This window comes from Alkalicoccus luteus (genome assembly GCF_012034335.1).
Lineage (GTDB): Bacteria > Bacillota > Bacilli > Bacillales > Salisediminibacteriaceae > Alkalicoccus > Alkalicoccus luteus_A.
On sequence record NZ_JAATHJ010000031.1, the window covers coordinates 13,497 to 38,250 of the forward strand.

24 protein-coding genes and 2 riboswitches are annotated in these 24,754 nt (G+C 47.4%); of the genes, 18 read left to right on the top strand and 6 right to left on the bottom strand.

Going from position 1 to position 24,754, the window contains the following annotated elements; genetic code table 11:
• Window positions 1–37: 37 nt before the first annotated feature.
• The 3 genes from HCN83_RS14820 to HCN83_RS14830 all read left to right on the top strand — a co-directional run bounded on the left by HCN83_RS14820 (window position 38) and on the right by HCN83_RS14830 (window position 3,929).
• On the top strand, window positions 38–1,528 hold the full coding sequence (locus HCN83_RS14820; protein WP_168008672.1) for a phytoene desaturase family protein: 1,491 nt from the start codon (window positions 38–40) through the stop codon (window positions 1,526–1,528).
• Complete coding sequence (locus HCN83_RS14825) at window positions 1,525–2,991, top strand: phytoene desaturase family protein (protein ID WP_168008674.1); 1,467 nt, start codon at window positions 1,525–1,527, stop codon at window positions 2,989–2,991. Before HCN83_RS14820 ends, HCN83_RS14825 begins: the two co-directional genes overlap by 4 nt.
• 95 nt (window positions 2,992–3,086) lie before the next feature.
• On the top strand, window positions 3,087–3,929 hold the full coding sequence (locus HCN83_RS14830) for a phytoene/squalene synthase family protein (RefSeq protein WP_168008676.1): 843 nt from the start codon (window positions 3,087–3,089) through the stop codon (window positions 3,927–3,929).
• A 350-nt stretch (window positions 3,930–4,279) separates the two neighbouring features.
• Here the strand turns inward: HCN83_RS14830 and HCN83_RS14835 are convergent, their stop codons facing one another.
• From HCN83_RS14835 to HCN83_RS14850, 4 genes are read right to left on the bottom strand one after another with little or no spacing between them, the layout of a single operon-like run.
• Window positions 4,280–5,740, bottom strand: coding sequence for a phytoene desaturase family protein (locus HCN83_RS14835; protein ID WP_168008679.1), 1,461 nt, complete (start codon window positions 5,738–5,740; stop codon window positions 4,280–4,282).
• On the bottom strand, window positions 5,733–6,863 hold the full coding sequence (locus tag HCN83_RS14840; RefSeq protein WP_168008681.1) for a glycosyltransferase: 1,131 nt from the start codon (window positions 6,861–6,863) through the stop codon (window positions 5,733–5,735). The genes HCN83_RS14835 and HCN83_RS14840 overlap by 8 nt, the downstream gene beginning before the upstream one ends.
• Window positions 6,824–7,537: a lysophospholipid acyltransferase family protein gene (locus HCN83_RS14845; protein ID WP_168008683.1), complete on the bottom strand. Its 714-nt coding sequence runs from the start codon at window positions 7,535–7,537 to the stop codon at window positions 6,824–6,826. Before HCN83_RS14845 ends, HCN83_RS14840 begins: the two co-directional genes overlap by 40 nt.
• Window positions 7,534–8,319 carry a carotenoid biosynthesis protein gene (locus HCN83_RS14850; protein WP_168008685.1) on the bottom strand — a complete coding sequence of 262 codons (786 nt, stop codon included), beginning with the start codon at window positions 8,317–8,319 and terminating at the stop codon, window positions 7,534–7,536. Before HCN83_RS14850 ends, HCN83_RS14845 begins: the two co-directional genes overlap by 4 nt.
• A gap of 122 nt (window positions 8,320–8,441) precedes the next feature.
• Between HCN83_RS14850 and HCN83_RS14855 the strand changes: the two genes are divergently transcribed.
• Together HCN83_RS14855 and HCN83_RS14860 are read left to right on the top strand one after the other, a co-directional pair.
• The gene (locus HCN83_RS14855; protein ID WP_246238262.1) at window positions 8,442–9,146 is read left to right on the top strand and encodes an SDR family oxidoreductase; all 705 of its coding nucleotides are present in this window, start codon (window positions 8,442–8,444) and stop codon (window positions 9,144–9,146) included.
• Between the two features lie 138 nt (window positions 9,147–9,284).
• Window positions 9,285–9,809, top strand: a complete 525-nt coding sequence (locus HCN83_RS14860; RefSeq protein ID WP_168008689.1) for a PTS sugar transporter subunit IIA — start codon at window positions 9,285–9,287, stop codon at window positions 9,807–9,809.
• Between the two features lie 96 nt (window positions 9,810–9,905).
• Here the strand turns inward: HCN83_RS14860 and uppP are convergent, their stop codons facing one another.
• Window positions 9,906–10,736: an undecaprenyl-diphosphatase UppP gene (uppP, locus tag HCN83_RS14865; protein WP_168008691.1), complete on the bottom strand. Its 831-nt coding sequence runs from the start codon at window positions 10,734–10,736 to the stop codon at window positions 9,906–9,908.
• A gap of 249 nt (window positions 10,737–10,985) precedes the next feature.
• Here uppP and HCN83_RS14870 point away from each other — a divergent pair, with 249 nt between their 5' ends.
• Complete coding sequence (locus HCN83_RS14870; protein WP_168008693.1) at window positions 10,986–11,624, top strand: redoxin domain-containing protein; 639 nt, start codon at window positions 10,986–10,988, stop codon at window positions 11,622–11,624.
• A 123-nt stretch (window positions 11,625–11,747) separates the two neighbouring features.
• Here the strand turns inward: HCN83_RS14870 and HCN83_RS14875 are convergent, their stop codons facing one another.
• Entirely contained in the window at window positions 11,748–12,662 is a 915-nt protein-coding gene (locus HCN83_RS14875; protein WP_168008695.1) for an aldo/keto reductase, read from the bottom strand.
• 85 nt (window positions 12,663–12,747) lie between these two features.
• On the opposite strand from HCN83_RS14875, the gene HCN83_RS14880 reads away from it, so the two are divergent.
• The 12 genes from HCN83_RS14880 to ribH all read left to right on the top strand — a co-directional run bounded on the left by HCN83_RS14880 (window position 12,748) and on the right by ribH (window position 24,585).
• Window positions 12,748–13,284, top strand: coding sequence for an NUDIX domain-containing protein (locus HCN83_RS14880; RefSeq protein ID WP_168008697.1), 537 nt, complete (start codon window positions 12,748–12,750; stop codon window positions 13,282–13,284).
• A gap of 149 nt (window positions 13,285–13,433) precedes the next feature.
• Complete coding sequence (locus tag HCN83_RS14885) at window positions 13,434–13,874, top strand: Fur family transcriptional regulator (RefSeq protein WP_168008699.1); 441 nt, start codon at window positions 13,434–13,436, stop codon at window positions 13,872–13,874.
• A 182-nt stretch (window positions 13,875–14,056) separates the two neighbouring features.
• Window positions 14,057–14,950, top strand: coding sequence for a site-specific tyrosine recombinase XerD (gene xerD, locus HCN83_RS14890; protein WP_168008701.1), 894 nt, complete (start codon window positions 14,057–14,059; stop codon window positions 14,948–14,950).
• Between the two features lie 63 nt (window positions 14,951–15,013).
• Window positions 15,014–16,201, top strand: a complete 1,188-nt coding sequence (gene deoB, locus HCN83_RS14895) for a phosphopentomutase (RefSeq protein WP_168008703.1) — start codon at window positions 15,014–15,016, stop codon at window positions 16,199–16,201.
• A 2-nt stretch (window positions 16,202–16,203) separates the two neighbouring features.
• Complete coding sequence (locus tag HCN83_RS14900; protein WP_168008705.1) at window positions 16,204–17,022, top strand: purine-nucleoside phosphorylase; 819 nt, start codon at window positions 16,204–16,206, stop codon at window positions 17,020–17,022.
• A gap of 62 nt (window positions 17,023–17,084) precedes the next feature.
• Complete coding sequence (locus HCN83_RS14905; protein ID WP_168008707.1) at window positions 17,085–18,386, top strand: pyrimidine-nucleoside phosphorylase; 1,302 nt, start codon at window positions 17,085–17,087, stop codon at window positions 18,384–18,386.
• Between the two features lie 54 nt (window positions 18,387–18,440).
• Window positions 18,441–18,617: riboswitch (Lysine riboswitch) on the top strand.
• Window positions 18,618–18,718: 101 nt separating this feature from the next.
• On the top strand, window positions 18,719–20,053 hold the full coding sequence (gene lysA, locus HCN83_RS14910; RefSeq protein ID WP_168008709.1) for a diaminopimelate decarboxylase: 1,335 nt from the start codon (window positions 18,719–18,721) through the stop codon (window positions 20,051–20,053).
• A gap of 182 nt (window positions 20,054–20,235) precedes the next feature.
• Window positions 20,236–20,670 (top strand): peptidylprolyl isomerase, encoded by a 435-nt coding sequence (locus HCN83_RS14915; protein ID WP_168008711.1) that lies wholly within the window; start codon window positions 20,236–20,238, stop codon window positions 20,668–20,670.
• Between the two features lie 76 nt (window positions 20,671–20,746).
• A riboswitch (FMN riboswitch) is annotated at window positions 20,747–20,891 on the top strand.
• A 134-nt stretch (window positions 20,892–21,025) separates the two neighbouring features.
• On the top strand, window positions 21,026–22,138 hold the full coding sequence (gene ribD, locus HCN83_RS14920) for a bifunctional diaminohydroxyphosphoribosylaminopyrimidine deaminase/5-amino-6-(5-phosphoribosylamino)uracil reductase RibD (RefSeq protein ID WP_343033748.1): 1,113 nt from the start codon (window positions 21,026–21,028) through the stop codon (window positions 22,136–22,138).
• Window positions 22,120–22,773 (top strand): riboflavin synthase, encoded by a 654-nt coding sequence (gene ribE, locus HCN83_RS14925; protein WP_168008715.1) that lies wholly within the window; start codon window positions 22,120–22,122, stop codon window positions 22,771–22,773. Before ribD ends, ribE begins: the two co-directional genes overlap by 19 nt.
• 45 nt (window positions 22,774–22,818) lie before the next feature.
• Window positions 22,819–24,012, top strand: a complete 1,194-nt coding sequence (locus tag HCN83_RS14930; protein WP_168008719.1) for a bifunctional 3,4-dihydroxy-2-butanone-4-phosphate synthase/GTP cyclohydrolase II — start codon at window positions 22,819–22,821, stop codon at window positions 24,010–24,012.
• A 108-nt stretch (window positions 24,013–24,120) separates the two neighbouring features.
• A complete protein-coding gene (gene ribH / locus HCN83_RS14935; RefSeq protein WP_168008717.1) occupies window positions 24,121–24,585 on the top strand; it encodes a 6,7-dimethyl-8-ribityllumazine synthase in 465 nt (154 codons plus the stop codon).
• Window positions 24,586–24,754: the final 169 nt, after the last annotated feature.

A 24,754-nucleotide genomic window follows, 5' to 3' on the forward strand; every position in this document is an offset into this window, starting at 1 on the left:
ATATGAGTTCAGATAAGCAGGAGAGCAGGTGTTCAAAATGACACAAGTGGCAGTTATCGGAGCAGGTCCCGGTGGCCTTGCAGCATCAATGCTGCTTCAGGCAAAGGGTTACGATGTGACAACGTTTGAAAAACAATCATATGTCGGAGGAAGAACGTCATCTTTTTCCGAAAGTGGTTTTACATTTGACTTAGGTCCTACCTTTTTTAGTATGCCTCATATCTTAGAAGAGGTTTTTGAGGAAGCTGGCAAAAAATTAGAAGACTACGTAGAACTGATTCGCCTTGATCCGATGTATACCTTGAAATTTTCAGATTTGACGATAAGGGCGAGCAGCGACGAAGAGAAGATGTACGCTGAAATTGAAAAGCACTTTCCAGGTTATGGGCCTGCGTATGTAAATTTTATGAAGGATACAAGAAAAAAACTTTCCGTATTATCACCAATATTGCAGGAAAAACATGCTTCTCTGCTGGATTACCTCAGGCCGCGCAGTTTAAAAGCATTACCGGAGCTTGAGATCGGAAGCTCCCTGTATGATGTGTTATCAAGATATTTTGCTGACGAGCGGCTCAAACTATCATTTACATTTCAATCAAAATACCTTGGCATGTCCCCGTGGGATTGTCCGGGTGCTTTTACGATTCTTTCATTTATGGAGCATGAATACGGCGTGTATCATCCGAAAGGCGGCGTTAATCAGCTGACAAAAGCATTGGCTAAGGCAGCTGAAGAAGAGGGAGCTGAGATTCGGACGGGAACCGGAGTAAAAAAAATAAATATTGAGAACGGTCGTGCAGAGTCTCTGGAGCTAGATGATGGAAGTATACATCACTTTGACCACATTGTAATGAACGCTGATTTTGCCCACAGTATGAAGCATTTAATTGACAACGGGCAGCGAAAGAAATATTCCGATGAAAAATTGAAAAAGAAAAAATATTCTTGTTCAACATTCATGATTTATTTAGGTATTTCAGGAAAAGTTGATTTAGATCACCATACGGTCCTTTTTGCAGATGACTATAAGCGTAATGTTGATGAGATTATGAAAGATCAAGTTCTGCCTGATGATCCTTCCATTTACGTTCAAAATGCAGCGGCTACCGATAACACCTTAGCACCGGAAGGAAAATCTGCGCTTTATATACTCGCTCCAGTTCCGAACAATCTGAGCGGGATCGACTGGAAAAACAACGAACAAGCATTTCGTGATCTGGTGCTGACAACCGTTGCTGAGCGAGCCGGAATCCCGGATCTGGAGAGCAGAATAGAAGTGGAACGTGTTCTCTCGCCTCAGGGCTGGGAAGAAGACAAGTTCATTTATGAGGGAGCCACTTTCAACTTAGCACACAATCTCGGGCAAATGATGTATTTCAGACCACATAATGAGTTTGATGACATTAAAGGGCTGTGGCTGACAGGCGGCGGAACGCATCCCGGCAGCGGCCTTCCGACAATATTTGAGTCTGCCAGAATCACCTCATCACTGATAACAACTCATGACCGGAAGAAGGTGAGAACATGAAGACGGTTGTATGCGGAGGCGGTATTGGCGGTATGATCAGTGCCCTGTATGAGAATGCAGTGGGTCATAACGTCACTATATTAGAAAAAAAGCCTAGGTTAGGGGGGCGGCTTGCCTACCATGACCGAGGCAGCTATAAAGTGGATGAGGGGCCAACTATCGTACTGCTGCCGGACATAATCAACAGCATACTAAAAGAACTTGATCTCCAAGACAGAATCTCCATGACCAGAATAAATCCACTTTATCCGATGCATTTTCAAGATGGAACGACGCTCTTAAAAATGAGTGGCATCGAACAGCAGCAGCAGGAGCTCATGCGATTTTCGGCCAAAGATGCAGATGCTTTCCCTTCCTATATGAAAGACATGGAAGACCGGTTCAATATTGGCAGTGCTTCGTTTCTCGGGCGGCCGTTTTTAAAGAAAAAAGATTTCTGGACAGGAAAAAACATTCAGCATCTGATAAGGCTGAAAGCATATCAGTCAGTGAAAAAGCAGGTGAAATCGTATTTCAAAGATAAGCGTGTCCAGGAAGCATTTATGCTTCAGACGCTTTATATAGGCGGAGCACCAGACGCGACTCCTGCTATGTATTCGCTCGTGCCCTTCAGTGAACATTTTCATGGCATATGGTACGTGAATGGAGGCTACGCCCGCCTCGCAGAAGTATTGCAGGAAGCAATTGAAGAGCGTGGAATTGAAGTCAGGACAGGAACGAGTGTAAACGGTCTTACGTTATCAGAGAACAACAGTCATGCAAGTGCCGTGCAGGTTAATGAAGAAGAAATCGCTGCAGACCGGTTCATTATGAATGGTGAATTCCCTTCTGTTGAAAAAATGGTCCATAAGCGCCAAGTGCGCAGCTATGAACCTTCGTCCGGCTGCTTACTCCTTTACTTTGGATTAAATAAACCGCTTGATACAAACCATGTGCACAGCTTTTATATGGGCGGAAGCCTGGATAAGCATATGCAATCCGTTTTCAAAGATAAAAAACTGGAAGAAGATCCGTCGTTTTACGTCTTCCAGCCAAGCCTAATCGATGCATCTCTGGCACCTGAAGGACACGCTGTCGCTTATGTATTAGTTCCTGTTCCCTCTGCGGGCCACGTGACGAGGCAGGAATATCTGGCATATGCGGAGAATATTAAGCAAAAGCTAATAGACAGGGTGGATGCCAACTTGACTGATAAAATAGTTTGGTCCCATGTGCGGACTCCCCACGAAGCCAAAATGGACGGACTTTTCCAAGGCGGAAGCTTCGGGATAGCGCCAACGCTTTTCCAATCAGGTGTATTCAGGCCACAGGTAAAGCCGTTTGAAATAGATAATGTTTACGCTGTCGGTGCTTCTGTTCATCCTGGCGGGGGAATCCCTATCGTGATGCAGGGGGCAAAAGTACTGAATGAGCTTTTAAGGGATGAGGAAATAGGTGATTCTTCCCTTCAATCAGCCACATAACTGTCTCTAACCGGCATTTTCTGATACTCTAATACTAATAAGGCTGAAGAGTTAAGCAGCTCTCGTCCGGCAGACGGTAGAAAGGAGCAGACTTTATGCATAAAGAGCAGGCATATAAGCACTGCAAAATGGTCATCGAAAAACACTCCATAACCTTTTCAAAAGCTTTTCAGCACCTGCCGAAAGCCAGAAGGCAGGCAGTCTGGGCAGTTTACGCTTTCTGTCGTACAGCTGATGATATCGTAGATGAAGGCACTGATCAGGAAGAGGAGCTGGACCAGTTTGAGCGCGAGCTGATGCAGTTTGAACAAGGGATTGTGCCTCCCGGAAGCCCGCTTTGGAAGGCGCTTGCAGATACGTTTAACAACTTTCATTTTGATCTGAAGCCTTTTTATGACATGATTGCGGGTCAGCGCATGGATTTACGCAGCAGATCATATACGTCAGTTGAGGAAGTTCTGGACTATTCTTATCACGTCGCATCCACCGTTGGATTGATGCTGCTGCCAATTCTTGCACCGGGAAAAGAAGCAGAGCTGCGGTCTAGTGCAGTCAAGCTCGGGTATGCGATGCAGCTGACTAATATACTTCGCGATGTAGGAGAAGATATTCGGCTGGGACGAAAGTACTTACCTGATGACTTGATGCTGGAGTATGGCTACACGCGGGAAATGCTTCAAGCAGGTATCGTAAACGAATCCTTCGTGCAGGTTTGGGAAAGACTCGCAACACTTGCCGAATCGTATTACAATCAAGGGCTTCAGGATATTCATTTATATTCTCCCGCATCCAGGCTGCCCGTACAGGCCGCTGCCTATTTTTACAGGGAGATTTTACAAACTGCCAGAAATAACCGGTACGATGTGTTTAAACAGCGTGCTGTCGTATCAACCGAAACGAAACAGCATATCTTAAGCGGACTTGCGCTGAGTAAATAGTTGATCCGAGTCAAGAACAAGCCGGTGTATACCAAATAGAGCAGCCTCCTTTTTTATGGGGGCTGCTTGTTTAGTATGTATAGTAGTGGCTGGGCGGAATGCTGTTTAAAAGAAAGTCATCCCTCATACAGAGGACCGAACTGATGATGGTGCCTGTATAAAGTTTGCAGCCCGCTGCATAGCAGCTTGAAACGTTCAACTTACTGCTTCTGATTCGTATCAGCGCTGAACGCCTGACTCACATAAGCCCGCCGCAATTTTGAAGAACTGTCTGAACGATCAAGGTTTTCAGCTTTTGCTCATGCACATGAAAGCCGTCAAGACGGCTGCTTCAGGATATAAACGTAACGTCAACGCTGCTGCTTCATGAGCAATTCAGCTGTACGGACGCCGCTGATGGTCACCATCGGCGATCCGCCGCCGGGATGGGTGCTGCCGCCGGCAAAATACAGATTGGAAATATCGGCAGCCTGATTATACGGTCGAAGAAATGTGTTCTTTCTGGAATTGGCGGACAGTCCGTAAAGTGCTCCGCGGAATGCATAAAAAGAATCTTGAATGTGCTCCGGTAAGATGACCTGATGTTCAGTTGTGTGATGACGCAGATCAATCCCATACGCACTCAGCTTTCGATAGATTCGTTCAATCGGAAATTCGGACTTTTTAGATGAAACAGCTGGAGCGTTTACGAGCAGGAATACGTTGTCTCCATCGGAGCTTCTCGAATGGTCTGTTCTGGAAGAAGTACACAGGTATACAGTTGGATCGTCACCATACTGTTTATCTTGGAAAATTTGTCTGAATTCTTTTTCCGGATCACCACTGAAAAAAACATGATGATGATTTGTAGGGAACGCAGTGTCTGTGGCTGAGAGCACCACAGCAGCAGAAATAGAAGGTTCGAATGATGCTGCTTTTTTGTCAGAAAATGAGGGGCGCTTGTCTTCTGATACAAGTGCCGGAAACTGTGTCAGGAGATCGCCGTTCATAATGACCGCATCTGCCTGAAGCATGCGTTTTTTCGTGTGAACGTTCTGCACGTTCCTATTAACGATCTCCAGGTTTGTGACTTCTTCGCCGAAATGGAAGGCTACACCTAAATCCGACGCAGCCCGCTTCATGCCGAGGGCGATCTTGTAATTGCCGCCGTTCGTATAGTAAACTCCGTCTGCGAGTTCCAGGTACCCGATCAGAGAAAAAGTGGCTGGACAGTCAAAAGGGGAAGAGCCGATGTACGTCGCGTACCGGTTAAATGCAGCACGGATTCGTTCATCAGAGAAAAAGCGCTGATGAAAAGCATCCATCGTCTGAACAGGCTTTGAAGCCGCCAGCGCCCTTGCCAGCCCGAAAGAAAAATAGTCCCGGAAGCCTGAAAACGTACGGTTAAAAAAATGGTTTTCTGCCAGTTTGTATAAGCGCTCCGCTTCCTTTAAATAAGCCGGATACCGGTCAGCTGCCCCGGGATCAAGCTGAAAAAGCTCTTCCTGCATTTCTTCCATGTTCGATGAAAAGGAGAAGCTTGTTCCATCGGGAAAGGCGTTAGTCGTATGCTTCTGAAGTTTCGTAAACGTAAAGTATTCATCAGGGTTCAGACCTGCTCCTTTTAAAACGTCCTGAAATACATGGGGCATAGTGATGGTGTTAGGTCCAAAATCAAAAGAAGCAGAGCCCAATTTCACTTCGTGAAGCTTCCCGCCTGGCTCGTCGTTTTTTTCAAGACAGGTAACCTGATAGCCCCTGCTTTGCAGCACAATAGCGGATGACAGTCCGCCAAGCCCTGCTCCAATGATGACGATATGCTGTTTACTCATATACTCTTCCTTTCCAGATAACTCCTTTATTCGTAACGTCCCGGTAAACGGCGTAGATCAGCAAAACGATCAGACTGACGACGGAAAACGGCAGGAATAGAAACAGCCAGCGTGGATAGCCTGCCGCTGCATCCACAAGAAACTTAATCGCCAGACTAAGTAGAAGCGGAAGCAAATACAGCCATTCACCAGCAGCAGCTCCATAAATTGCAGCGCCGGCCGGTAACAGAAAAAGGAAGCTGTATACGAGTACGACCCCTCCAGCAGCCAGGAGCTTACTGCCGATACCGGTATAGATATTTTTCGAAAATCCGAACCAAACTTCAGCGTTCGTCTCGTACATAAAGCAAGTGACGAAGCGTCGCGGATTGATCAGCAAAGCGTGCCAGCCAGATCGCTTCATTTGTCTCATCAGTGCAATGTCTTCCACAATTTCGTTTCGGACTGCTGCATGCCCGCCTGCCTGCTTATAAGCGTCCGAACGGAACATCATGAAAGCGCCGTGAGCGGCAGATGCCGGCGACCATGCAGTCATATTAGCAAGAAGCACTGGCAGGTGGACGTACACGAGAAAGTGCTGCATAGGCACGAGCAGGTGCCCAAGCATGCTTTTAAGCGGGATTTTCGGAAAACCGCTGATTAAGCCAGTCTTTTTTTGGAATGCAGCCAGTGCCGTTTCAACAGCCTGAGGATGAAGCCTGACATCTGCATCGATAAATAAATAATAGTCTCCATTAGCATTCCGGCTTAGTTGATGACATGCGTGGACTTTACCTACCCATCCTTCAGGAAGCTTCTTCCCGGCTATCGTCCGGACTGAATCGGAGGCGCATGCGAGCAGATCTCCGGTACGATCTGTTGAACTGTCATTAAGAACAATTATTTCTTTGTTTGTATAGGTCAATTTCTCCAGATTTTTTAACAGGGAAGGAATGTTCCGCTCTTCGTTGCGAACTGGAATTAAAATGGATACGAACGGCTGATGGTCTGTGCTATTTTGTACGGCAGGTAAAGGCAGAGCCAATAAGTTAATCACAGTCCAGATAAGTAAAGTAAACAAGACAACAGTCATCACTGAGATTATCATGTTAAACGTCCAGTACGGCGCTTCAGATTTTCCCATGATTCGCCGATTCCCGCGCGGCCCTTTGTGACAATAGTGAATGGTTTCTCAGAGCCGTTCCATTCCCTGCGCAAAGTGCTGCGGGTTTCTTCCATGCTTTGCTCCATTTCATCAGTCCATCGTCTGCGGTTCCAGGAGGGAGCTCCGTGAACAGGATTTCCGGTAATCATGGACCATTCAGGAAGCTGATGATGTCTGAATCCATGATAAAAGCACACGGGCACAACGGGTGCCTCCGGGACGGCATGCTTAAGGTGGCCGGCTCCGGTAAAGAAAGAAAAAGGCTCTTCAAGCGGGTTTTCCCCGCCTTGAGGAAACAGGAAAATATCATTCCCGTTTCTAAGCTGCTGTTCTGCGTACTGAAGGGACGTATGAATCGACCGGGCACGTTTGCCAATCGAAAACGCCCCGAGTTTTGCAAAGAAAGGATAGCGGTTCAGGCCCTCCTCGTCCATCATAGCCAGACTGTTTCGCTTCCATAGACGCTCGTTGTAATAGAAAAGAAAAAGCGGATCCCACCATGAACTGTGATTAACAATCAGGATAGAAGGTTTATCTGGCAGCGGCACGGAAGAACGGGACACATACACTTTCTTAAAATGACGCTTGATCAACCAGGCATTGTACTTGTCAAACACCCGAATAAACATAGGCGAGCGAGCTGCTTCGATCATGCAGGGCCACCTGCCCGCTGCATAAATTGATAGAAAACAACAACAGCTGCCACAAGCACAGCCGTAAGAACCGGCGCGAGAACCAGCCCGTTAGCGAGCGCTACGACGATAAACATACCGGTCATCATCACGTAAAGCCACCTCATTCGAATGCTCCAGAATAGAGAATGAACGTTAGTCCAGCGTTTATTTTTTCGAAAGAAAAGAAGTAGCAGCGCGTGAAAAACAGCAGAAAGAATAAACCAGCCGGCGAAATTGGAAAAGGGGATATCATAGTACAACCCACCTTCATTCCAAACCCAATATTGTTTAACATCGTAGGCTACCGGGTCAATGATTAAATCCATAATGACTGCAGCCAGCGAGCCATACACAATGTAAAGAAAGCCTCCGGCGGGGAAATTCCATTTCATCACCGGAGCAGCCAGCACGTGAGTAGTGGCCAGCACCATCACCCAGGCAAAACCGATCGTGATCGGAACTCCGATCAGCTTTGGACCAAAGTCTGTTTCGTATGTATAATCACCAAAAAACAGGCCAGTGTGAACTCCGAGACTTTCAACTGCCATCGAACCGAAAAAGATGATGATGACCGCTGTAATACCTGCCCTCCCTCCGGAACGGATAAAGTAAAAAATGCCTAAAAGGCCGGATGTAATCAGGAACACTACGTTTGCCCATTCAAGCCAGGGGGGAACTAGATGAAAAGAGAGTAAAATAACGCCGATAGCGTACCAGACGACAAAAAAACGAAATAAATAAGTATCATAACGATGAGGCATACGACACGTCCTTTCTGAAAAAAGAGATACTTGAATCACATTCCCTTTATCTGCAGAAAGTATACCGGAGCCGTACAAGTTTTACCAGAGAGGACCTACTAACCAGGATGGAGGATGATAAAATGAAAAATGTACTTATAACAGGAGCAGCATCTGGAATCGGACTAAGCTGCGCATCATTTTTTGCAGCAAAAGGCGCTCACGTGCTGATGATCGATAAATCCACTGATGTCAAGGAACGTTCTGAAGAGCTGGAAGGCAGCACTGCTGCTTTTGTATGCAACGTGGGAGAGGAAAATGAAATTAAGTCCTTGTTCAGCAGCAATGAACTGCCGGAAACCTTGGACGTAATCATTAATAATGCAGGCATTTCCACGTTTCATCCATTTGAAACGTTACTTCTTTCTGTATGGAATGAAGTGATTGCTTCAAATCTGACTGGTGTTATGCTCATGAGCCAGTACGGATCGGCGAGAATGAGCGGAGGGACGATTATTAATATTTCCTCGACACGAGCGACGATGTCGGAGCCGGACAGTGAGGCTTATGCAGCATCAAAAGGCGGAGTGACCGCTCTTACTCACGCTTTAGCAGCCAGCCTTTCATCAGAGGGGATAACTGTGAACGCGATAAGCCCTGGATGGATCGATACGGAGGGCGGCACGCACGATGATTATTATCATCGGATGCACTGGTCAGGACGAATCGGCCGGCCGGAAGATATCGCTTCCCTCTGCTGGTATTTATCAAAACCCGAAAATAACTTTATAAACGGAGAGGAAATAAAAGTGGACGGCGGAATGACTCGAAAAATGCGTTATGACTGACAATTGGTTTCGCTCCTTCTGAATCGGGGAACGGAGGTAACATGAGGCGGTGCTTGCATCAACGTCATGTTCGACGTATACTGTAAACCGTATTTTGTAGTTGTATATACAATTGAAACGCGAAAGGAGTCTGACTACATGTTTAAGAAACTTTTTGGTCTTGATAAGAAAAAAGAAGAGGTGCAGATGCCGGAGGCTGACGGAAAAGATGTTCTTGTAAGCCCGGCTGACGGTGAAGTTGTGGCCTTATCAGAGGTGCCTGATCCGACCTTTGCTGAAAAAATGATGGGAGACGGCGTCGCTGTGAAACCGTCATCCGGGAAGATCGTTTCACCGGTAACGGGTGAGATTATGCAGCTGTTCCCGACAAAGCATGCGGTGGGAATTAAGACGGTGAACGGAGTCGAAATTCTTCTTCACATTGGTATTGAAACGGTTAATATGCAGGGTGAAGGTTTTAAAGCCCATGTTGGTGAGGGCGATAAAGTAAGCGCAGGTGATACGTTAATCGAATTTGATCTTGACCTTGTTAATGAAAAAGCAGAAAGTACGATTACGCCGGTAATTATCACAAACGGCGATGCAGTTGCTTCCATGGACAAGGTAGAAGGTGAGAAAGTTATTGCAGGTGAAACGACTATTCTTACGATTCACAGCAAATAAGTAAGATAAAAGAAGCGCCGAAGATCAACATGATCTTCGGCGCTTTTGGTTGTTCACCGGGCTTCTCCGGCGCTCTTGCATGCTCATCGTTTCACACTATACGTCCATTACGGTATTTGGATCGATCAGGAAAAAGACGAGAGCTGCTACGATGAAGCAGTATACGGCGAAATAAATCAGTTTGCTCTTCTTTAAGAAGTCGATAAGCCAGATGATTCCGAGTAAAGAGAAAACAAACGTCACTGCAAACGAAACGATAAGATTAAGGCCGCCGATGTAGCTGATCATATTAGCAGAAATATCCCTTACTCCAAGAACTGTGGAACCTAAAATGACAGGAATGGCCAGCAGAAATGAATAGCGGACCGCGGTGTCTCTGTCCAGGCCGATTAAAAGTCCAGTCACGAGTGTCGCTCCTGACCGGGAAATTCCGGGAAATACAGCCAGCGTTTGACCGAGTCCGACGATGACAGAATCCTTTACGGTCATATCCTTTTCCTTACGAGCTCCGTACCGGTGAAAACGTTCAATGAAAATCAGGGCAAAACCAGTAAGCGTCAGCGCTAAAGCGATGATAGCCGGTGTTTTCATGCCATCTCCAAAAAAGTCTGAAAGAAGCACGCCGAGGCCTCCGGTAATGACTGTTGCAACTAAAATATAAACCCCGAACCAGAACATTGTTTTATCTTCTTTCCTGCGTTTCATAACATAGTTTACAAAACCGGCAGTAACTTCAATTACGTCCTTCCGGAAATAAAAAATAACGGCGAGAACAGATGCGAGATGCAAATAAATTTCAAACGCAAGACCGGGAAACGAATACCCGAATATCATTTGTGTAATAACGATATGCGCTGTGCTGGAGATTGGCAGAAACTCTGTGATCCCTTGAACAATCCCGAAAATAATAGCTTCAATTAACGACATGCGTGCACGCTCCTCATAATATGTAAATGAACAACAGACGAACTTAGTTTACCAGAAGCAGATTGAAAAGTATCTCGTTTCGTGAAAATAAGTGCTTTATTCCTTTATAGCGGATGAGAAGTGAGCCTTTTGGGGGAAGATTACTGCTATACCAGAGAGAAAAAGATTTGTTCAAGGAAATGCCATCATATTGATTCAGTTGAGCACCTCTTATAAACTATACTGAAAGAAGAGAGGAGGGGATCGTTCGTGCGAAAGTGGTTTACAATAGCGGCAGCAGTGACAGCAGCAGCTGCATCAGTAGTTGTTATCTCTGACTACGGAGAAGACGAAGAAGAGGGCAGCGAAGCTCTTGAAGCATATATGGAAGCCGGGGGTATCGAGCGTGAGTCTCTTTCTGAAGAAGATATGGTCAGCCTGGATCCGCTTGACGGAGTCGGATCTGAACCAGGCATGCAGGCACCGGATTTCTCTCTGCCGACATTGGAAGAGGATGAGCTCAGCCTGTCAGATTTTGAAGGCGACTACGTTATTTTAAATATTTGGGCAACCTGGTGCCCGCCATGCCGGGAGGAGATGCCGGATTTTGCAGCCTTTTATGAAGATTATCAAGATGAAGGTGTTCACGTGCTGGGACTCAACCGGACGGCAACAGAACCGGGGATAGATGCTGTCAGACAATTTGCTGATGATTTCAGCCTTCCTTTTCCTGTCGTCATTGATGAAGAAGATGTTGTAGAGGATCGTTACAACGTCTACGTGATGCCGACTACGTATATCATCACACCTGACGGGAGGGTGGCGATGAACAGGCCGGGCTATATCTCCTATGACGTTTTGGAAGAACAGTACTTAACAATCAGAGAACAGTATGAAGAAGAAGCATGAGTGAGCAAACCTTCGGCACGGGAGACAAAATGATAGATAAGACGTGACCAGCGCATGCTGACAAACAGAAAAGCAGGAGCCGGCAAAGACCGGCTTCTGCTTTTCTTATGACATCAGTGCTGTTTATATTCGATGATTCTGATAGCGGTCTGCTTTTGTCAGCGAGCGAATGTCTTCCAGCTGCTGTTCGGAAAGAGGACCTGCTTCTGCTGCCTGCACAGTATCCTGAACCTGGCTGACGGAACTTGCTCCGGGAATGACAATATCACACGCCGGATCAGCAAGTACATAGCGCAGTGCAAGACTGTTCAGTGTCATGTTCCAGTCAGACGCATAAGCCTTCAGCTTGTTTAAAGTATCCCGAAGCTCAACTTCCGTATACGATAAATAGCCTTCCCCCGTCAGTTTTCGTGAGAATCTGTCCGTTAAAAGCCCCTTAGCTAACGGACCGCGTGCAATGAGGGAAACGGAATGGTCCTGTAAAAAGGAACTTAATTCTTCCGGACGGCGGTCCAGTATACTGTACTGCATCATATTGGACACGACACCTGAGACGGGAACCCATCTGTTCATGACATTCGGCCGAATCGAGGAAGTTCCGTATGCCCGTATCCATCCGTCGCGCTTCAAAAGTTCAAGTGCCTCCAGCGTTTCATTAAACGGGTCGTCAATGGTTCCGCCGTGCAGCTGGTACAAATCGATACGATCCGTTTTAAGCCGAGACAGTGAGTTCTTACAAGCTTCGATTAAATAGGATCTGGATGGATTCCAGCTCCAGCTAGTCTGATCAGAGTTCCAATCATTACCGCCTTTTGTCGCGATGGTAATGCTGCTTCGGTAAGGGGTGAGGGCTTTGCCTGCGTTTTCTTCGTTCCGACCAAATTGATAAAGATCGGCCGTATCGAAGTATGTAATACCTCCGTCAACGGCGGCGTGCAAAATTCGTTCCGCTTCCTTATAGTCTTCAGGAAGCGACATACAGCCAAAGCCTAATTCAGAAGCTTCAATATTCGAGTTTCCTAACGTGCATGTCTGCATCCAATCCCTCCTTTAAAATTAACTTTAGTAGAGCAATTGCAGTTTTGCAAGGAATCCTCTATGCTCAGAACATGGAGGGATGACGATGACAGATCATTTAAAGGAAGAAACAATACATACAGAAGGCATCTATAAAGGGCGAATCATCGATTTAGAGAAGCATACCGTGAGGCTGCCGAACGGGAGCGAAAGCAAAAGAGAAATCGTACGTCATCCGGGAGCAGTTGGAGTCATTTGCGTACGCAACGGCAAACTGATTCTCGTTTATCAGTTCAGAAAAGCTTTAGGCAAAGTAATTGCGGAGATCCCGGCAGGAAAGCTCGATGAAGGGGAAAGTCCTGAAATCTGTGCCGCCAGGGAATTAGAGGAGGAAACAGGAATCAAAGCCGGATCATGCAAATTTCTTTGTTCCTTTTATACAAGTCCTGGCTTTGCAGATGAACTTGTGCACATATACATAGCAGATGAGTTAGAAAGCGGGCATAAATCAGCTGATGAAGATGAATTCGTTGAAGTGGTCGAGGTAAGCCTGGATGAGGCAGCTGCTTTTATTCAGGACGGCACCATTCATGATGCAAAAACGATGTATGCAGTCCAGTACCTTCAGCTGCAGCAAAAATGATCTGGGGAACATTCTTAATAATAATGATTATTATATTGTTATGATAATCATTATCATTTGACACCCATTTTCAATACTGCTTATAATAATAGCAGAAATGAAGGCAGGCTCTTTATAAAAAGGAGCTGCTGAATGGAGGACGACTGTCAATGGAGCAGCGCATTGAAAGAATAAAAAAACAACTTCATTCCCAGAGCTATAAACTCACTCCGCAGCGGGAAGCTGTCGTTCGAGTGCTGCTTGAACATGAGGAAGACCACCTCAGTGCTGAAGATGTTTACATGCTGGTAAAAGAAAAATACCCGGAAATTGGTCTTGCCACCGTTTACAGGACGCTTGAGCTTCTCACGGAACTGAAAATTGTCGATAAAATAAATTTTGGGGACGGTGTCTCCCGGTACGATCTTCGTAAAGAAGGTGCTACACATTTTCATCATCATCTTGTTTGTCTGGAGTGCGGGGCAGTGGACGAGATTCAGGAAGACTTGCTGGGGGATGTAGAAAAAATCGTTGAACAGCGGTGGAAATTCGATATTAAGGATCATCGTCTCACGTTTCACGGTATTTGTCATCGCTGCAATGGAAGATAGCAGAATACGGAAGCATTGATATATGGTTGACCAAGCCTCGGACATGCAGTGTCGAGGCTTTTTGAAGCGCGTAAAAGCTTTAAACCGCTCAGTCTGCCAAATAATCAAGGACATTTTTTCAATGCTCTCTGCACAAAGGTACGTACCTGTGGTATTCTGAAGAAAGCAGGAGGTGGCATGATGTGCAGCATGAAATAGAAGCGTTTATTCATTATCTGACCGTCGAAAAAGGGCTCTCCTCAAACTCGGTTTCCGCATACGAGAGGGACCTGCGCGCTTACGCGCATTATCTTCAGGAGAGCGCTGACGTGAAAAGCTGGGACAGCGTCATGCGCCATCACATATCAGGTTTTCTCCGGAATTTGTATGAAAATGGCCGCGCAGCCTCAACTACTGCAAGAATGCTGTCTTCTGTCCGCTCTTTTCATCGTTTTATGCTTCGGGAAAAGCTTTCATCACAGGACCCTTCTTCCGATATTGATGCTCCTAAGCAAGAGCGCAGGCTGCCAAAAGTACTCTCTTCTTCTGAAGTCGAAAAGCTTCTGGACGAACCTGGTGGAAAACGGAAACCGATCGATCTTCGAAATAAGGCGATGCTGGAACTATTGTATGCTACTGGCATGCGGGTTACAGAATTATGTACGTTAAAAACATCAGATGTTCATCTGCAGATGGGGTTTGTACAGTGCAGAGGCAAAGGAAGCAAGGAGCGGATCGTCCCGCTCGGCCGCCACGCATCGGACGCCCTGCAGCATTATCTGGACAGCGGACGGTCTGAGCTGATGAGAAAAAAGCAAAGTGATGATCTTTTTTTAAACCATCACGGAAACGTTCTGTCGAGACAAGGGTTTTGGAAAATAATTAAAAAGCTCGCCCGGGAAGCAGGGATTGAAAAGGAATTATCTCCGCACATCCTGAGGCATTCATTTGCAACACATCTGCTGGAAAATGGAGCAGATTTGCGGGCAGTTCAGGAAATGCTGGGGCACGCAGATATTTCCACTACCCAAATTTATACGCACGTTACAAAAGTACGCATGAGGGAAGTGTATACACAGCATCATCCTCGTGCGTGATGCTTTTCATATAGAAGTCTGACTTCTGACAACATCTCAATACTATTCGAGGAGTGACGAAACATGACATCATTTAAGCGGATTTTTCTCGTCGTTATGGATTCAGTAGGGATCGGGGAGGCTCCTGATGCTGCTGCATTTGGTGATACCGGTGCTGATACGCTCGGTCACATTGCCGAGAAAATGAACGGCCTGAACATGCCTCACCTGGATCAGCTTGGACTGAGCCGGATTAAGAAGTATGAAGGGGTCTCTGAGCCTGAAAACACAATCGGTTCCTATGGGACAATGATGGAAAAGTCAGCCGGTAAAGACACAATGACAGGTCATTGGGAAATAATGGGGCTTCGCATTGATAAACCATTCCGTACGTTCCCGGAAGGCTTTCCTGAAGTCCTGATCGATCAGATTAAGGCCCACACCGGAAGAGGAATTCTTGGAAATAAGCCCGCATCGGGCACGGAAATTCTTGACGAATTAGGAGCAGAACATGTCAGAACCGGCGACCTGATTGTGTATACGTCTGCTGATTCCGTGCTGCAGATTGCAGCTCACGAAGACGTAGTGCCGGCAGAAGAGCTGTGGAGCATTTGTGAAGCTGTCAGAGAAATGACGCTTGAGGATCCGTATATGATTGGCAGAATCATTGCCAGACCGTTCATCGGTTCAGACGGAGCCTGGGAACGGACCTCCAACCGCCACGATTACGCATTAAAGCCATTTGGCAGGACTGTCATGAATGCTCTGGAGGATGGAGGATTTGATTCCATATCCATCGGAAAAATTGCCGATATTTACGATAATGAAGGCGTAACGGACTCGCTGCGTACTACCTCTAACATGGACGGCATGGATAAGCTCGTTCAGACGGTTAACCGTGATTTTAGAGGTCTCAGCTTTTTAAACCTTGTTGATTTTGACGCGAAATTCGGTCATCGGAGAGATCCGGTCGGTTATGGGAAGGCGCTGGAGGAGTTTGATGCGAGACTTCCTGAAGTAACAGATAAACTGAAACAGGATGACCTGCTCATCATTACAGCAGATCATGGCAATGATCCGGTTCACCACGGAACAGATCATACGCGTGAGATCGTACCTCTTCTTGCGTACAGTCCATCCATCAGTCATCCGGCAGATTTAGGCAGACGCAGTACGTTCGCCGATATCGGAGCCACCGTTGCGGACAACTTTCAGGTGGATATGCCGGATTACGGCACGAGCTTTTTACACAATCTCACAGGAGGGAAATAATTATGACTCAAATTACAGAAGCTGCAGCTTACATTAACGAAAAACTTGGCCGTCTGAAGCCGGAGACGGGATTAATTCTCGGATCAGGACTTGGTGTCCTTGCTGAAGAAATTGAAAATCCGGTTGCGATTCCCTATCAGGATATTCCGGGATTTCCTGCTTCAACTGTCGCAGGTCATAAAGGGCAGCTTGTCGCTGGAAAGCTGGAAGGCAGAGACGTCGTAGCGATGCAGGGGCGGTTTCATTTTTATGAAGGGTATCCGATGGAGCTCGTAACACTGCCTGTCAGAGCAATGTATGCAGCGGGAGTTAAGGAGCTGATCGTCACAAATGCCGCAGGGGGCATCAATGAATCTTTTGATGCCGGAAATTTAATGCTTATTGAAGATCATCTTAATATGTTTGGGACGAATCCGCTGATTGGTGAAAACATAGAGACTCAGGGGCCGCGCTTCCCTGACATGTCAAAGCCATATAACCCGGATATGATTCGCTTAGCCGCTGAAGCTGCATCGGAGCACGGGATTGAAGTGAAACGGGGTGTATATGCCGGAACGACAGGTCCGTCTTATGAAACACCGGCAGAAGTTCGCATGCTGAGGATATTAGGGGCTGATGCTGTCGGTATGTCCACGGTGCCGGAAGTCATTACGGCTGGCCACTGCGGGCTCCGGGTTCTCGGCATTTCCTGTATTTCAAATATGGCAGCGGGCATTCTGGATCAGCCGCTGACCCACGATGAAGTGATGGAAACGACAGAAGCTGTCAAGCAGGATTTTATCCAGCTCGTAAAGGCGGTTGTGAACAAGCTGAACGGATAAGAAAAGAGCGTGAGGCACCTGGTCTATGATCCGGATGCCTCACTGGAAAGGTGTGCTGGAAGATGAGAATGGTAGATGTAATTGAAAAGAAACGAGCCGGGCAGGAACTGACCGATCATGAAATAGCTTTTATCATTGAAGGATATACAAACGACTCCATTCCCGACTATCAGGTATCTGCCCTGCTGATGGCTGTTTACTTCCAAGGGATGAGCGCCAGAGAAACAGCTGTATTAACGCAGGCGATGGTTGATTCGGGAGAAACGATCGATCTGTCGTCGATTCACGGCCATAAGGTCGACAAGCACTCCACCGGAGGTGTAGGAGATAAGATCAGCTTTATCATTGGTCCCCTCGTGGCCTCAGTGGGGGTACCTGTTGCTAAAATGAGCGGAAGAGGACTTGGACACACCGGCGGAACGATCGATAAGCTGGAATCGATCAGCGGTTTCAACGTGGAGGTCAGCAAAGAAGAGTTTGTCCGGCTTGTAAATGAAAACAAGCTAGCGGTAGCAGGCCAGACCGGAAATTTAGCGCCGGCCGACAAAAAACTTTACGCACTTAGAGATGTCACGGCAACCGTTGATTCGATTCCTCTGATTGCTGGATCTATTATGAGTAAAAAAATCGCCTCCGGTGCTGACAGCATCGTCCTGGACGTAAAAACGGGTTCCGGAGCCTTTATGAAAACATTGGAAGAATCAAAAAAACTGGCTCAGGAAATGGTGACCATTGGTACGAATCTCGGCAGAAATACGGTAGCCGTTATCAGTGACATGAACCAGCCGCTCGGGTATGAGATTGGGAATGCGAATGAAATTCGTGAGGCAGTCGACGTTCTGCGAGGAAAGCATGTGAAAGATCTGCGCGATCTGTCTCTTGAAATCGGAAGTCACATGGCTTTGCTTGCAGGTGTTTTTGACAGCTACGAAGAAGCCTACGAAAAGCTTGCTGCAAATCTGGATAACGGTGAAGCTTTTAACGTGATGAAAACATTTGTCGCTGCTCAGGGCGGTGATGTTTCCATGGTAGAAAATACCGATCTGCTGCCGGGTGCACCGTCCAGGATTGACGTTACCTCAGAAGCATCCGGATATGTGACATCAATCGATGCTCATTCCATCGGTACTGCCGCCATGTACTTAGGTGCCGGGAGAGAGACGAAAGAAAGCAAGATTAAGCACGGAGTCGGCATCTCGCTGCGTAAAAAAATCGGAGACTACGTAAAAGCGGGAGAGCCGCTTGCTGTGCTGCATTCCGAAACGGAATCACAGGAAGATGCACGCAGACTGGTCGCAGACGCATATTCTGTTGGCGCTGAGAGCGTTCCATCTCCAACGCTGATCTATGATGTGATCCGCTGATTCTGAGAGTTGCAATGCTTGTTATCCTGTGCTATATTAGCCAGAACTGAATAGATGAAAGATAGAGGTGCCGGTTAAGGGATCAGTATGCTGCGGGATTAGGACAAGCCACACGAGCAGCAGAAAGGCCCGCCGGCCGAAGAAATGCATGGACGTCCAGGCATGCGTTTCTGGGGTTGTACTTAAGAAGTGCAGCACTGTCACAGGAAGTTGTGGAGAACTATCTTTCCGATCGTTTCTAGACGAGAGGGAATGATGGCTGCAGCTGCCATCATTCCTTTTTTTATACAGGAAGGCAGCAGAAATTATGCATTTAAAAGGAGAGATTTAAATTGGTTCAATACGGAACTCAGCGGATCAACGAGGCAGGAATACTGGAGATTGGAGGGGTGGATGCCACCGTCCTGACAGAGACATACGGAACTCCTCTGTTTGTTTATGACGTTGAGGATATACGAAGCCGTGCAGCTGCTTTTCATCAGGCGTTTCGTGACGAAAACGTTCATTATCAAATTGCCTATGCCTCTAAAGCGTTCAGCTGTATCGCAATGCTGGAGCTGGCTGCTGATCTCGATTTGAGCCTGGATGTTTGTTCAGAGGGAGAACTGTATACAGCCGTTAAAGCGGGTTTCCCTATGAAAAATATTCATTTTCATGGTAACAATAAAACCCCGCAGGAGCTGGAGATGGCGGTGGAGCATGAAATTGGCTGCATTGTCGTCGATAACTTTACGGAACTGAGCTGGCTGATGGCGCTGACGGAATCAAAAAAACAGCAGATGGACGTACTGATCCGGATCACTCCGGGTGTAGAGGCGCACACACACGAATATATCTCTACTGGTCAGGAAGATTCCAAGTTCGGATTTGATTTGAACAGCGGTCAGGCAGATCAGGCAGTAGACATGCTGAAGGACCATAAATGGCTTCGTTTACAGGGGGTACATTCTCACATTGGTTCCCAGATTTTCCGGGCGGAAGGTTTTGAAGAGGCTGTCAGGGCAGTATTCCAGTCGATTCGTAAGTGGGAGCAAGCATTCGGTTTTTATCCGCAGGTACTGAACGTCGGAGGGGGATTCGGTATCCGGTATGCTGAAGGTGATAAGCCGCTTCCACTCGGTGAATATATTACGCGAATGGTCAAAGAAGTGAAGAATGAAGCCGCGGAGATGAATAAGCCGGTTCCGGAAATCTGGATTGAGCCTGGAAGAGCGCTTGTCGGTGAGGCAGGAACAACCATCTATTCTCTCGGGGCGCGCAAGGATATTCCGGATGTACGCACCTACTTGTCCGTCGACGGCGGCATGACAGACAATATCCGACCGGCGCTGTACCAGGCAGAATACACCGCTCTGCTTGCAAATCGGGCGAATGATCCTGCTGAAGAGCAGGTTTCCATCGCCGGTAAATGCTGTGAAAGCGGGGACATGCTGATTTGGGACCTGGAACTCCCGAAAGCGGGCAGAGGAGACCTTCTCGCTGTCTTTTCCACAGGGGCTTACGGGTATTCAATGGCAAATAACTATAACCGGATTTTACGGCCGGCAGTCGTTTTCGTCGAAAATGGGCGCCACGAATGCGTCATACGCCGGGAAAGCCTGGAGGATCTCGTTAAGCTGGAAGAGAGCTACAGCTTAAGCAAAACAGCTGCACAAACAGACAGATGATACTCTTGAGCCGTCTGACACCCTTCGTGTCAGCCGGCTCTTTTTAACCGCTTATCCGGTTGGAAGCATGATGCTTCAGTAAGCTGCGGATCCACACAAAAAAGCGTTGTTATTCGCCAAGTACCGGAAAATCTGATAAAATGTTTTTGTTCCTAACTTTATTGATACGGAGGTTTTACATAATGAAAAAAGGTGAAATTCGTTTTGAAAATGGTGAGGTTATTAAAATTGATTTTTTTGAAGAAGATGCACCAGGAACGGTAGCAAACTTTGAGAAGCTTGCTAATGACGGTTTCTATAATGGACTGACGTTCCACCGCGTCATTCCAGGATTTGTAGCACAGGGAGGCTGCCCGAACGGCACTGGCACAGGCGGACCTGGCTATACAATTAAATGTGAAACGGAAGGAAATCCGCATCGCCATCAGAAGGGAAGCCTGTCGATGGCGCATGCAGGCAAAGATACGGGTGGCAGTCAGTTCTTCCTTGTACTGGAGCCTCAGCCGCATCTGGATGGTGTTCATACTGTATTTGGTCAGATTACTGAAGGGCTCGACACGATGGACCGGATCCGTCCGAATGACACGATGCAGGAAGTTACCGTTTTTGATGCCTGAAACTAGCGCTCCGGATACAGGAATGCTATAGTAAGTGCATAACAAGTGAATAAAGGATGGATGATTAACGATCTGTCCGATCCTTCGGGGCAGGGTGAAATTCCCTACCGGCGGTGATGAGAACCTGGTTCTCTCAGTCCGTGACCCGGTCCGGTTACCGGCCCGGTGGATCCGGTGTAATTCCGGAGCCGACAGTATAGTCTGGATGGGAGAAGGATATCTGCAGCAGCTTTTTTAGGAAAAGGTGTGCACCGGGGGACCGGTCTATCTTTTTTATAAAAACTATATTCTGCACGTATGCCCTGAATGATTGATTACATTCAGGGCTTTTTGATGTGAATAGGCTGGGGGGGGGATGACCTTGACGAAAAAAGAATATATGAAGCTTGCAGTTGAACTTGCATCTGCTGCAGGGGGTCAGACATCTCCGAATCCACAGGTAGGCTGCGTCATCGTAAAGGATGGGCGAGTAGCAGGAGTTGGAACGCATTTAAAAGCAGGTGACAAACATGCTGAACGACATGCATTGGAAATGGCCGGTACCGAGGCTTCAGGAGCTGATATGTACGTGACGCTCGAGCCCTGCTCGCACCATGGCAGGACACCTCCCTGCGCCGATGCAGTGATTGCAGCAGGAATCAGCCGTGTGTTCACCGCTTCCAGTGATCCTGACCCGCGGGTATCAGGCAGAGGGATAAAGAAACTGCTTGATGCAGGGATTCATGTGGAAACGGGGATAATGAAGGAGGAAGCTGATGAGCTGAACCGCCGTTTTTTTCACTATGTAACAACGCGAAAGCCATATGTCACGTTGAAAATAGCCGCTTCAATTGACGGCAAAACGGCCACCTCTTCAGGAGAAAGCAAATGGATCACAGGTCCTGGATCGAGGCTGGATGGCCACCGGCTCCGTCACGAGCATGATGCTATTCTCGTTGGAATCGAAACGGTGCTTGCAGATGACCCGGAGCTGACCGTTCGACTGCCGGAAGGCGGCATTGATCCTGTACGGATTGTCCTTGATAATGAACTTCGTTTCCCGCTGCAGGCGAAAATGCTACAGGTACCGGGGAAAACGATCATTTTTACATCTGAACGTGGCGGCAAAGATAAGGAGAGATTACTCAAAGAAGCTGGCGCAGAAGTGATTCGGTTGTCGAGCTTCCGCATTGAACCTGAAGCAGTATTGGAAAAACTGGGCGCGGTAAGCATCGGTTCCCTCCTGATCGAAGGTGGCGGAACGGTTTTGGACAGCTTCGTCCGGGCCGGATTGTTTCAAGAAGCAGTGCTGTATCAGGCGCCGATTATTATCGGGGGCCGGAACGCTGTTCCTGCCGTCGGTGGCAGTGGAATGGAACGATTGTCCGAATGTCCCCGTCTTGTTCTGAAACATGTGGAACAGCTGGAACAGGATCTGAAATTAACATACAGAAATGAGGTGCAGAAGGAATGTTCACCGGAATTATAGAAGAGAAAGGCAAAATTGTTTCCATGAAAGAGACTGGAAAAGCGATCGTCATGACCGTGGAGGCACCGGAAATACTATCGGATGTAAAATTAGGGGACAGCATCGCTGTAAACGGTGTCTGTCTGACAGTCGCTTCCTTTGAAGGCAGCCAGTTTACCGTAGATCTTATGCCTGAAACTGTAAGAGCAACCAGCCTTAGACTGGTAGGCGAAGGATCAGAAGTAAATTTGGAACGTGCGATGGCAGCAGGCGGCAGGTTTGGGGGTCACTTTGTCAGCGGTCACGTAGACGGCACCGGCATTATTAAAAAGAAAGAAGCCGATCAGAACGCGGTCTATGTAGAAATTGAAGTAGAGCCAAAGCTTCGCCAGTACTTGGCGATGAAGGGAAGTGTCGCCGTTGATGGAACAAGTCTGACCATTTTCGGATTAACAGATACGAGCTTTACTCTTTCGCTGATTCCTCATACGTTGAAAGAAACCGTCATGGGAAGCCGGCAGGTCGGCGATCCTGTGAACGTAGAATGTGATATGCTGGCTAAATATGTGGAGGAGCTGCTTGCCGTTCGCTTCCGTACTCAGGAAAAACCAGAAGCAGTAAGCGAATCCTTTTTAAAAGAGCACGGATTTCAATAATAATGCCGTTTTAACCGGCATATAAAGGAGGCGGGAAGCATGTCCATGTTTGATCCTATTGAAGACGCGATATATGCACTGGCACAAGGAGAGGTAGTCATCGTCTGTGATGACGAGGATCGCGAAAATGAAGGGGATTTTGTATCGCTCGCTGAAAAAACCACTCCGGATGTGATTAACTTTATGATCACCTACGGCCGGGGACTAGTCTGCACCCCGATTACAGAAGAGAGGGCCGAAAAGCTAGGGCTTGTACCAATGGTTGATAGAAATTCCGATCCGCACGGTACTGCCTTTACGGTTAGTGTGGACCACAAGCATACGACCACCGGAATATCGGCACAGGAGCGATCGATGACCATTCAGGCACTGATTGATGCCGATTCTAAACCAGCTGACTTCCAGCGTCCGGGTCATATATTTCCACTGATAGCGAAAGACGGAGGCGTGCTGAGGCGGGCCGGTCACACAGAAGCTGCTGTCGACTTGGCACGCATGGCCGGATCCGATCCTGCCGGTGTGATTTGTGAAATTATGAATGATGACGGCACGATGGCGAGAGTACCTGAGCTTCGGGAAATCGCTGACCGTCACGAGTTAAAAATGGTGACGATCAAGGATCTGATCAAATACCGAAATCGCAAAGATAAACTAGTATCGAGAGAGATTGAGATAAAGCTTCCGACAGACTATGGGGAGTTTCGTGCAATCGGCTATTCTAACGTAGTTGACGGAAAAGAGCACGTTGCTATTGTAAAAGGGGATATTGGCGCCTCTAAACCAACGCTCGTCCGCGTTCATTCCGAATGCCTGACCGGAGATGTATTCGGCTCACGGCGCTGTGACTGTGGTCCGCAGCTGCATGCGGCTCTGGCACAAATTGAGGCAAATGGTTCCGGTGTGGTGCTTTACATGCGTCAGGAAGGCAGAGGCATTGGTCTTCTTAATAAAATGAAGGCTTATAAGCTGCAGGAAGAGGGACTCGATACCGTCGAAGCGAATGAAAAACTGGGCTTCGGTCCGGACCTGAGGGATTATGGCATCGGTGCGCAGATTTTACGGGATCTCGGTATTCGCAAGATGAAGCTGCTCACGAATAACCCGCGGAAAATAACCGGTTTAAACGGATACGACCTGGAAATTGTAGAACGCGTGCCGATTCAGCTGCCTCATTCCCGGGATAATGAAAATTATTTAAAGACTAAAAAAGATAAGCTTGGTCATATGCTGCATTTATAAAAACATGTGTATAACGCATCCCGCAGCCATGTGCTTGATCAGCTTGAAAATCAGGGTCACACTATTCGATAAAACGCAGTTACTATCATACGAAGGGATGTCATGATTATGGGAAATGTACTTGAAGGAAAACTCACGGGGAACGACTTAAAAGTTGCCATTGTGGTTGGGAGATTTAACGACTTTATCAACAAAAGCCTGCTGGAAGGTGCAGAGGGCACTTGCCTGCGGCACGGTGTAAACGAAGAAAATATTGATATTGTCTGGGTGCCCGGAGCATTTGAAATACCGTTCGCTGCCAAGAAGCTTGCAGATTCCGGTAAATACGATGCTGTTATTACGCTGGGTACGGTCATCAGGGGAGCGACTCCTCATTTTGATTATGTCTGCGGAGAAGCAGCAAAAGGTGTTTCGCAGGCGGGTCTATCCAGCGGTGTGCCGGTAATATTCGGTGTGATTACGACTAATACAATCGAACAGGCCATTGAACGCGCCGGCACGAAAGCAGGAAACAAAGGCGCAGAAGCTGCTGCTGCCGCAATCGAAATGGCAAATTTAAATAAGCTTATTTAGAGTTTTACGATAAAAGCCGCGCCGGAGATTTTCTCCGGCGCGGCTTTTCAGGCGTGTGCCCGGCATGTCTGACAGCTTGGTGGTGAAAGTCCACTACGGGCTTGGCAATGGGAACCGTTAGCGAATGGCAAGGGTGTCCGGGGCGACCCGGAATCTGAAGGAAGCCGGA

Coding starts and splice junctions, on each gene's coding strand:
- HCN83_RS14825 (WP_168008674.1), top strand. CDS start 1,525: ATGAAGACGGTTGTATGCGGAGGCGGTATTGGCGGTATGATCAGTGCC.
- HCN83_RS14915 (WP_168008711.1), top strand. CDS start 20,236: ATGAAAAAAGGTGAAATTCGTTTTGAAAATGGTGAGGTTATTAAAATT.
- HCN83_RS14885 (WP_168008699.1), top strand. CDS start 13,434: ATGGAGCAGCGCATTGAAAGAATAAAAAAACAACTTCATTCCCAGAGC.
- HCN83_RS14855 (WP_246238262.1), top strand. CDS start 8,442: ATGAAAAATGTACTTATAACAGGAGCAGCATCTGGAATCGGACTAAGC.
- HCN83_RS14830 (WP_168008676.1), top strand. CDS start 3,087: ATGCATAAAGAGCAGGCATATAAGCACTGCAAAATGGTCATCGAAAAA.
- HCN83_RS14860 (WP_168008689.1), top strand. CDS start 9,285: ATGTTTAAGAAACTTTTTGGTCTTGATAAGAAAAAAGAAGAGGTGCAG.
- HCN83_RS14840 (WP_168008681.1), bottom strand. CDS start 6,863: ATGGGAAAATCTGAAGCGCCGTACTGGACGTTTAACATGATAATCTCA.
- HCN83_RS14875 (WP_168008695.1), bottom strand. CDS start 12,662: ATGCAGACATGCACGTTAGGAAACTCGAATATTGAAGCTTCTGAATTA.
- ribD (WP_343033748.1), top strand. CDS start 21,026: ATGACCTTGACGAAAAAAGAATATATGAAGCTTGCAGTTGAACTTGCA.
- ribE (WP_168008715.1), top strand. CDS start 22,120: ATGTTCACCGGAATTATAGAAGAGAAAGGCAAAATTGTTTCCATGAAA.
- ribH (WP_168008717.1), top strand. CDS start 24,121: ATGGGAAATGTACTTGAAGGAAAACTCACGGGGAACGACTTAAAAGTT.
- HCN83_RS14930 (WP_168008719.1), top strand. CDS start 22,819: ATGTTTGATCCTATTGAAGACGCGATATATGCACTGGCACAAGGAGAG.
- HCN83_RS14820 (WP_168008672.1), top strand. CDS start 38: ATGACACAAGTGGCAGTTATCGGAGCAGGTCCCGGTGGCCTTGCAGCA.
- uppP (WP_168008691.1), bottom strand. CDS start 10,736: ATGTCGTTAATTGAAGCTATTATTTTCGGGATTGTTCAAGGGATCACA.
- HCN83_RS14900 (WP_168008705.1), top strand. CDS start 16,204: ATGACTCAAATTACAGAAGCTGCAGCTTACATTAACGAAAAACTTGGC.
- HCN83_RS14880 (WP_168008697.1), top strand. CDS start 12,748: ATGACAGATCATTTAAAGGAAGAAACAATACATACAGAAGGCATCTAT.
- HCN83_RS14850 (WP_168008685.1), bottom strand. CDS start 8,319: ATGCCTCATCGTTATGATACTTATTTATTTCGTTTTTTTGTCGTCTGG.
- HCN83_RS14905 (WP_168008707.1), top strand. CDS start 17,085: ATGAGAATGGTAGATGTAATTGAAAAGAAACGAGCCGGGCAGGAACTG.
- HCN83_RS14845 (WP_168008683.1), bottom strand. CDS start 7,537: ATGATCGAAGCAGCTCGCTCGCCTATGTTTATTCGGGTGTTTGACAAG.
- HCN83_RS14835 (WP_168008679.1), bottom strand. CDS start 5,740: ATGAGTAAACAGCATATCGTCATCATTGGAGCAGGGCTTGGCGGACTG.
- deoB (WP_168008703.1), top strand. CDS start 15,014: ATGACATCATTTAAGCGGATTTTTCTCGTCGTTATGGATTCAGTAGGG.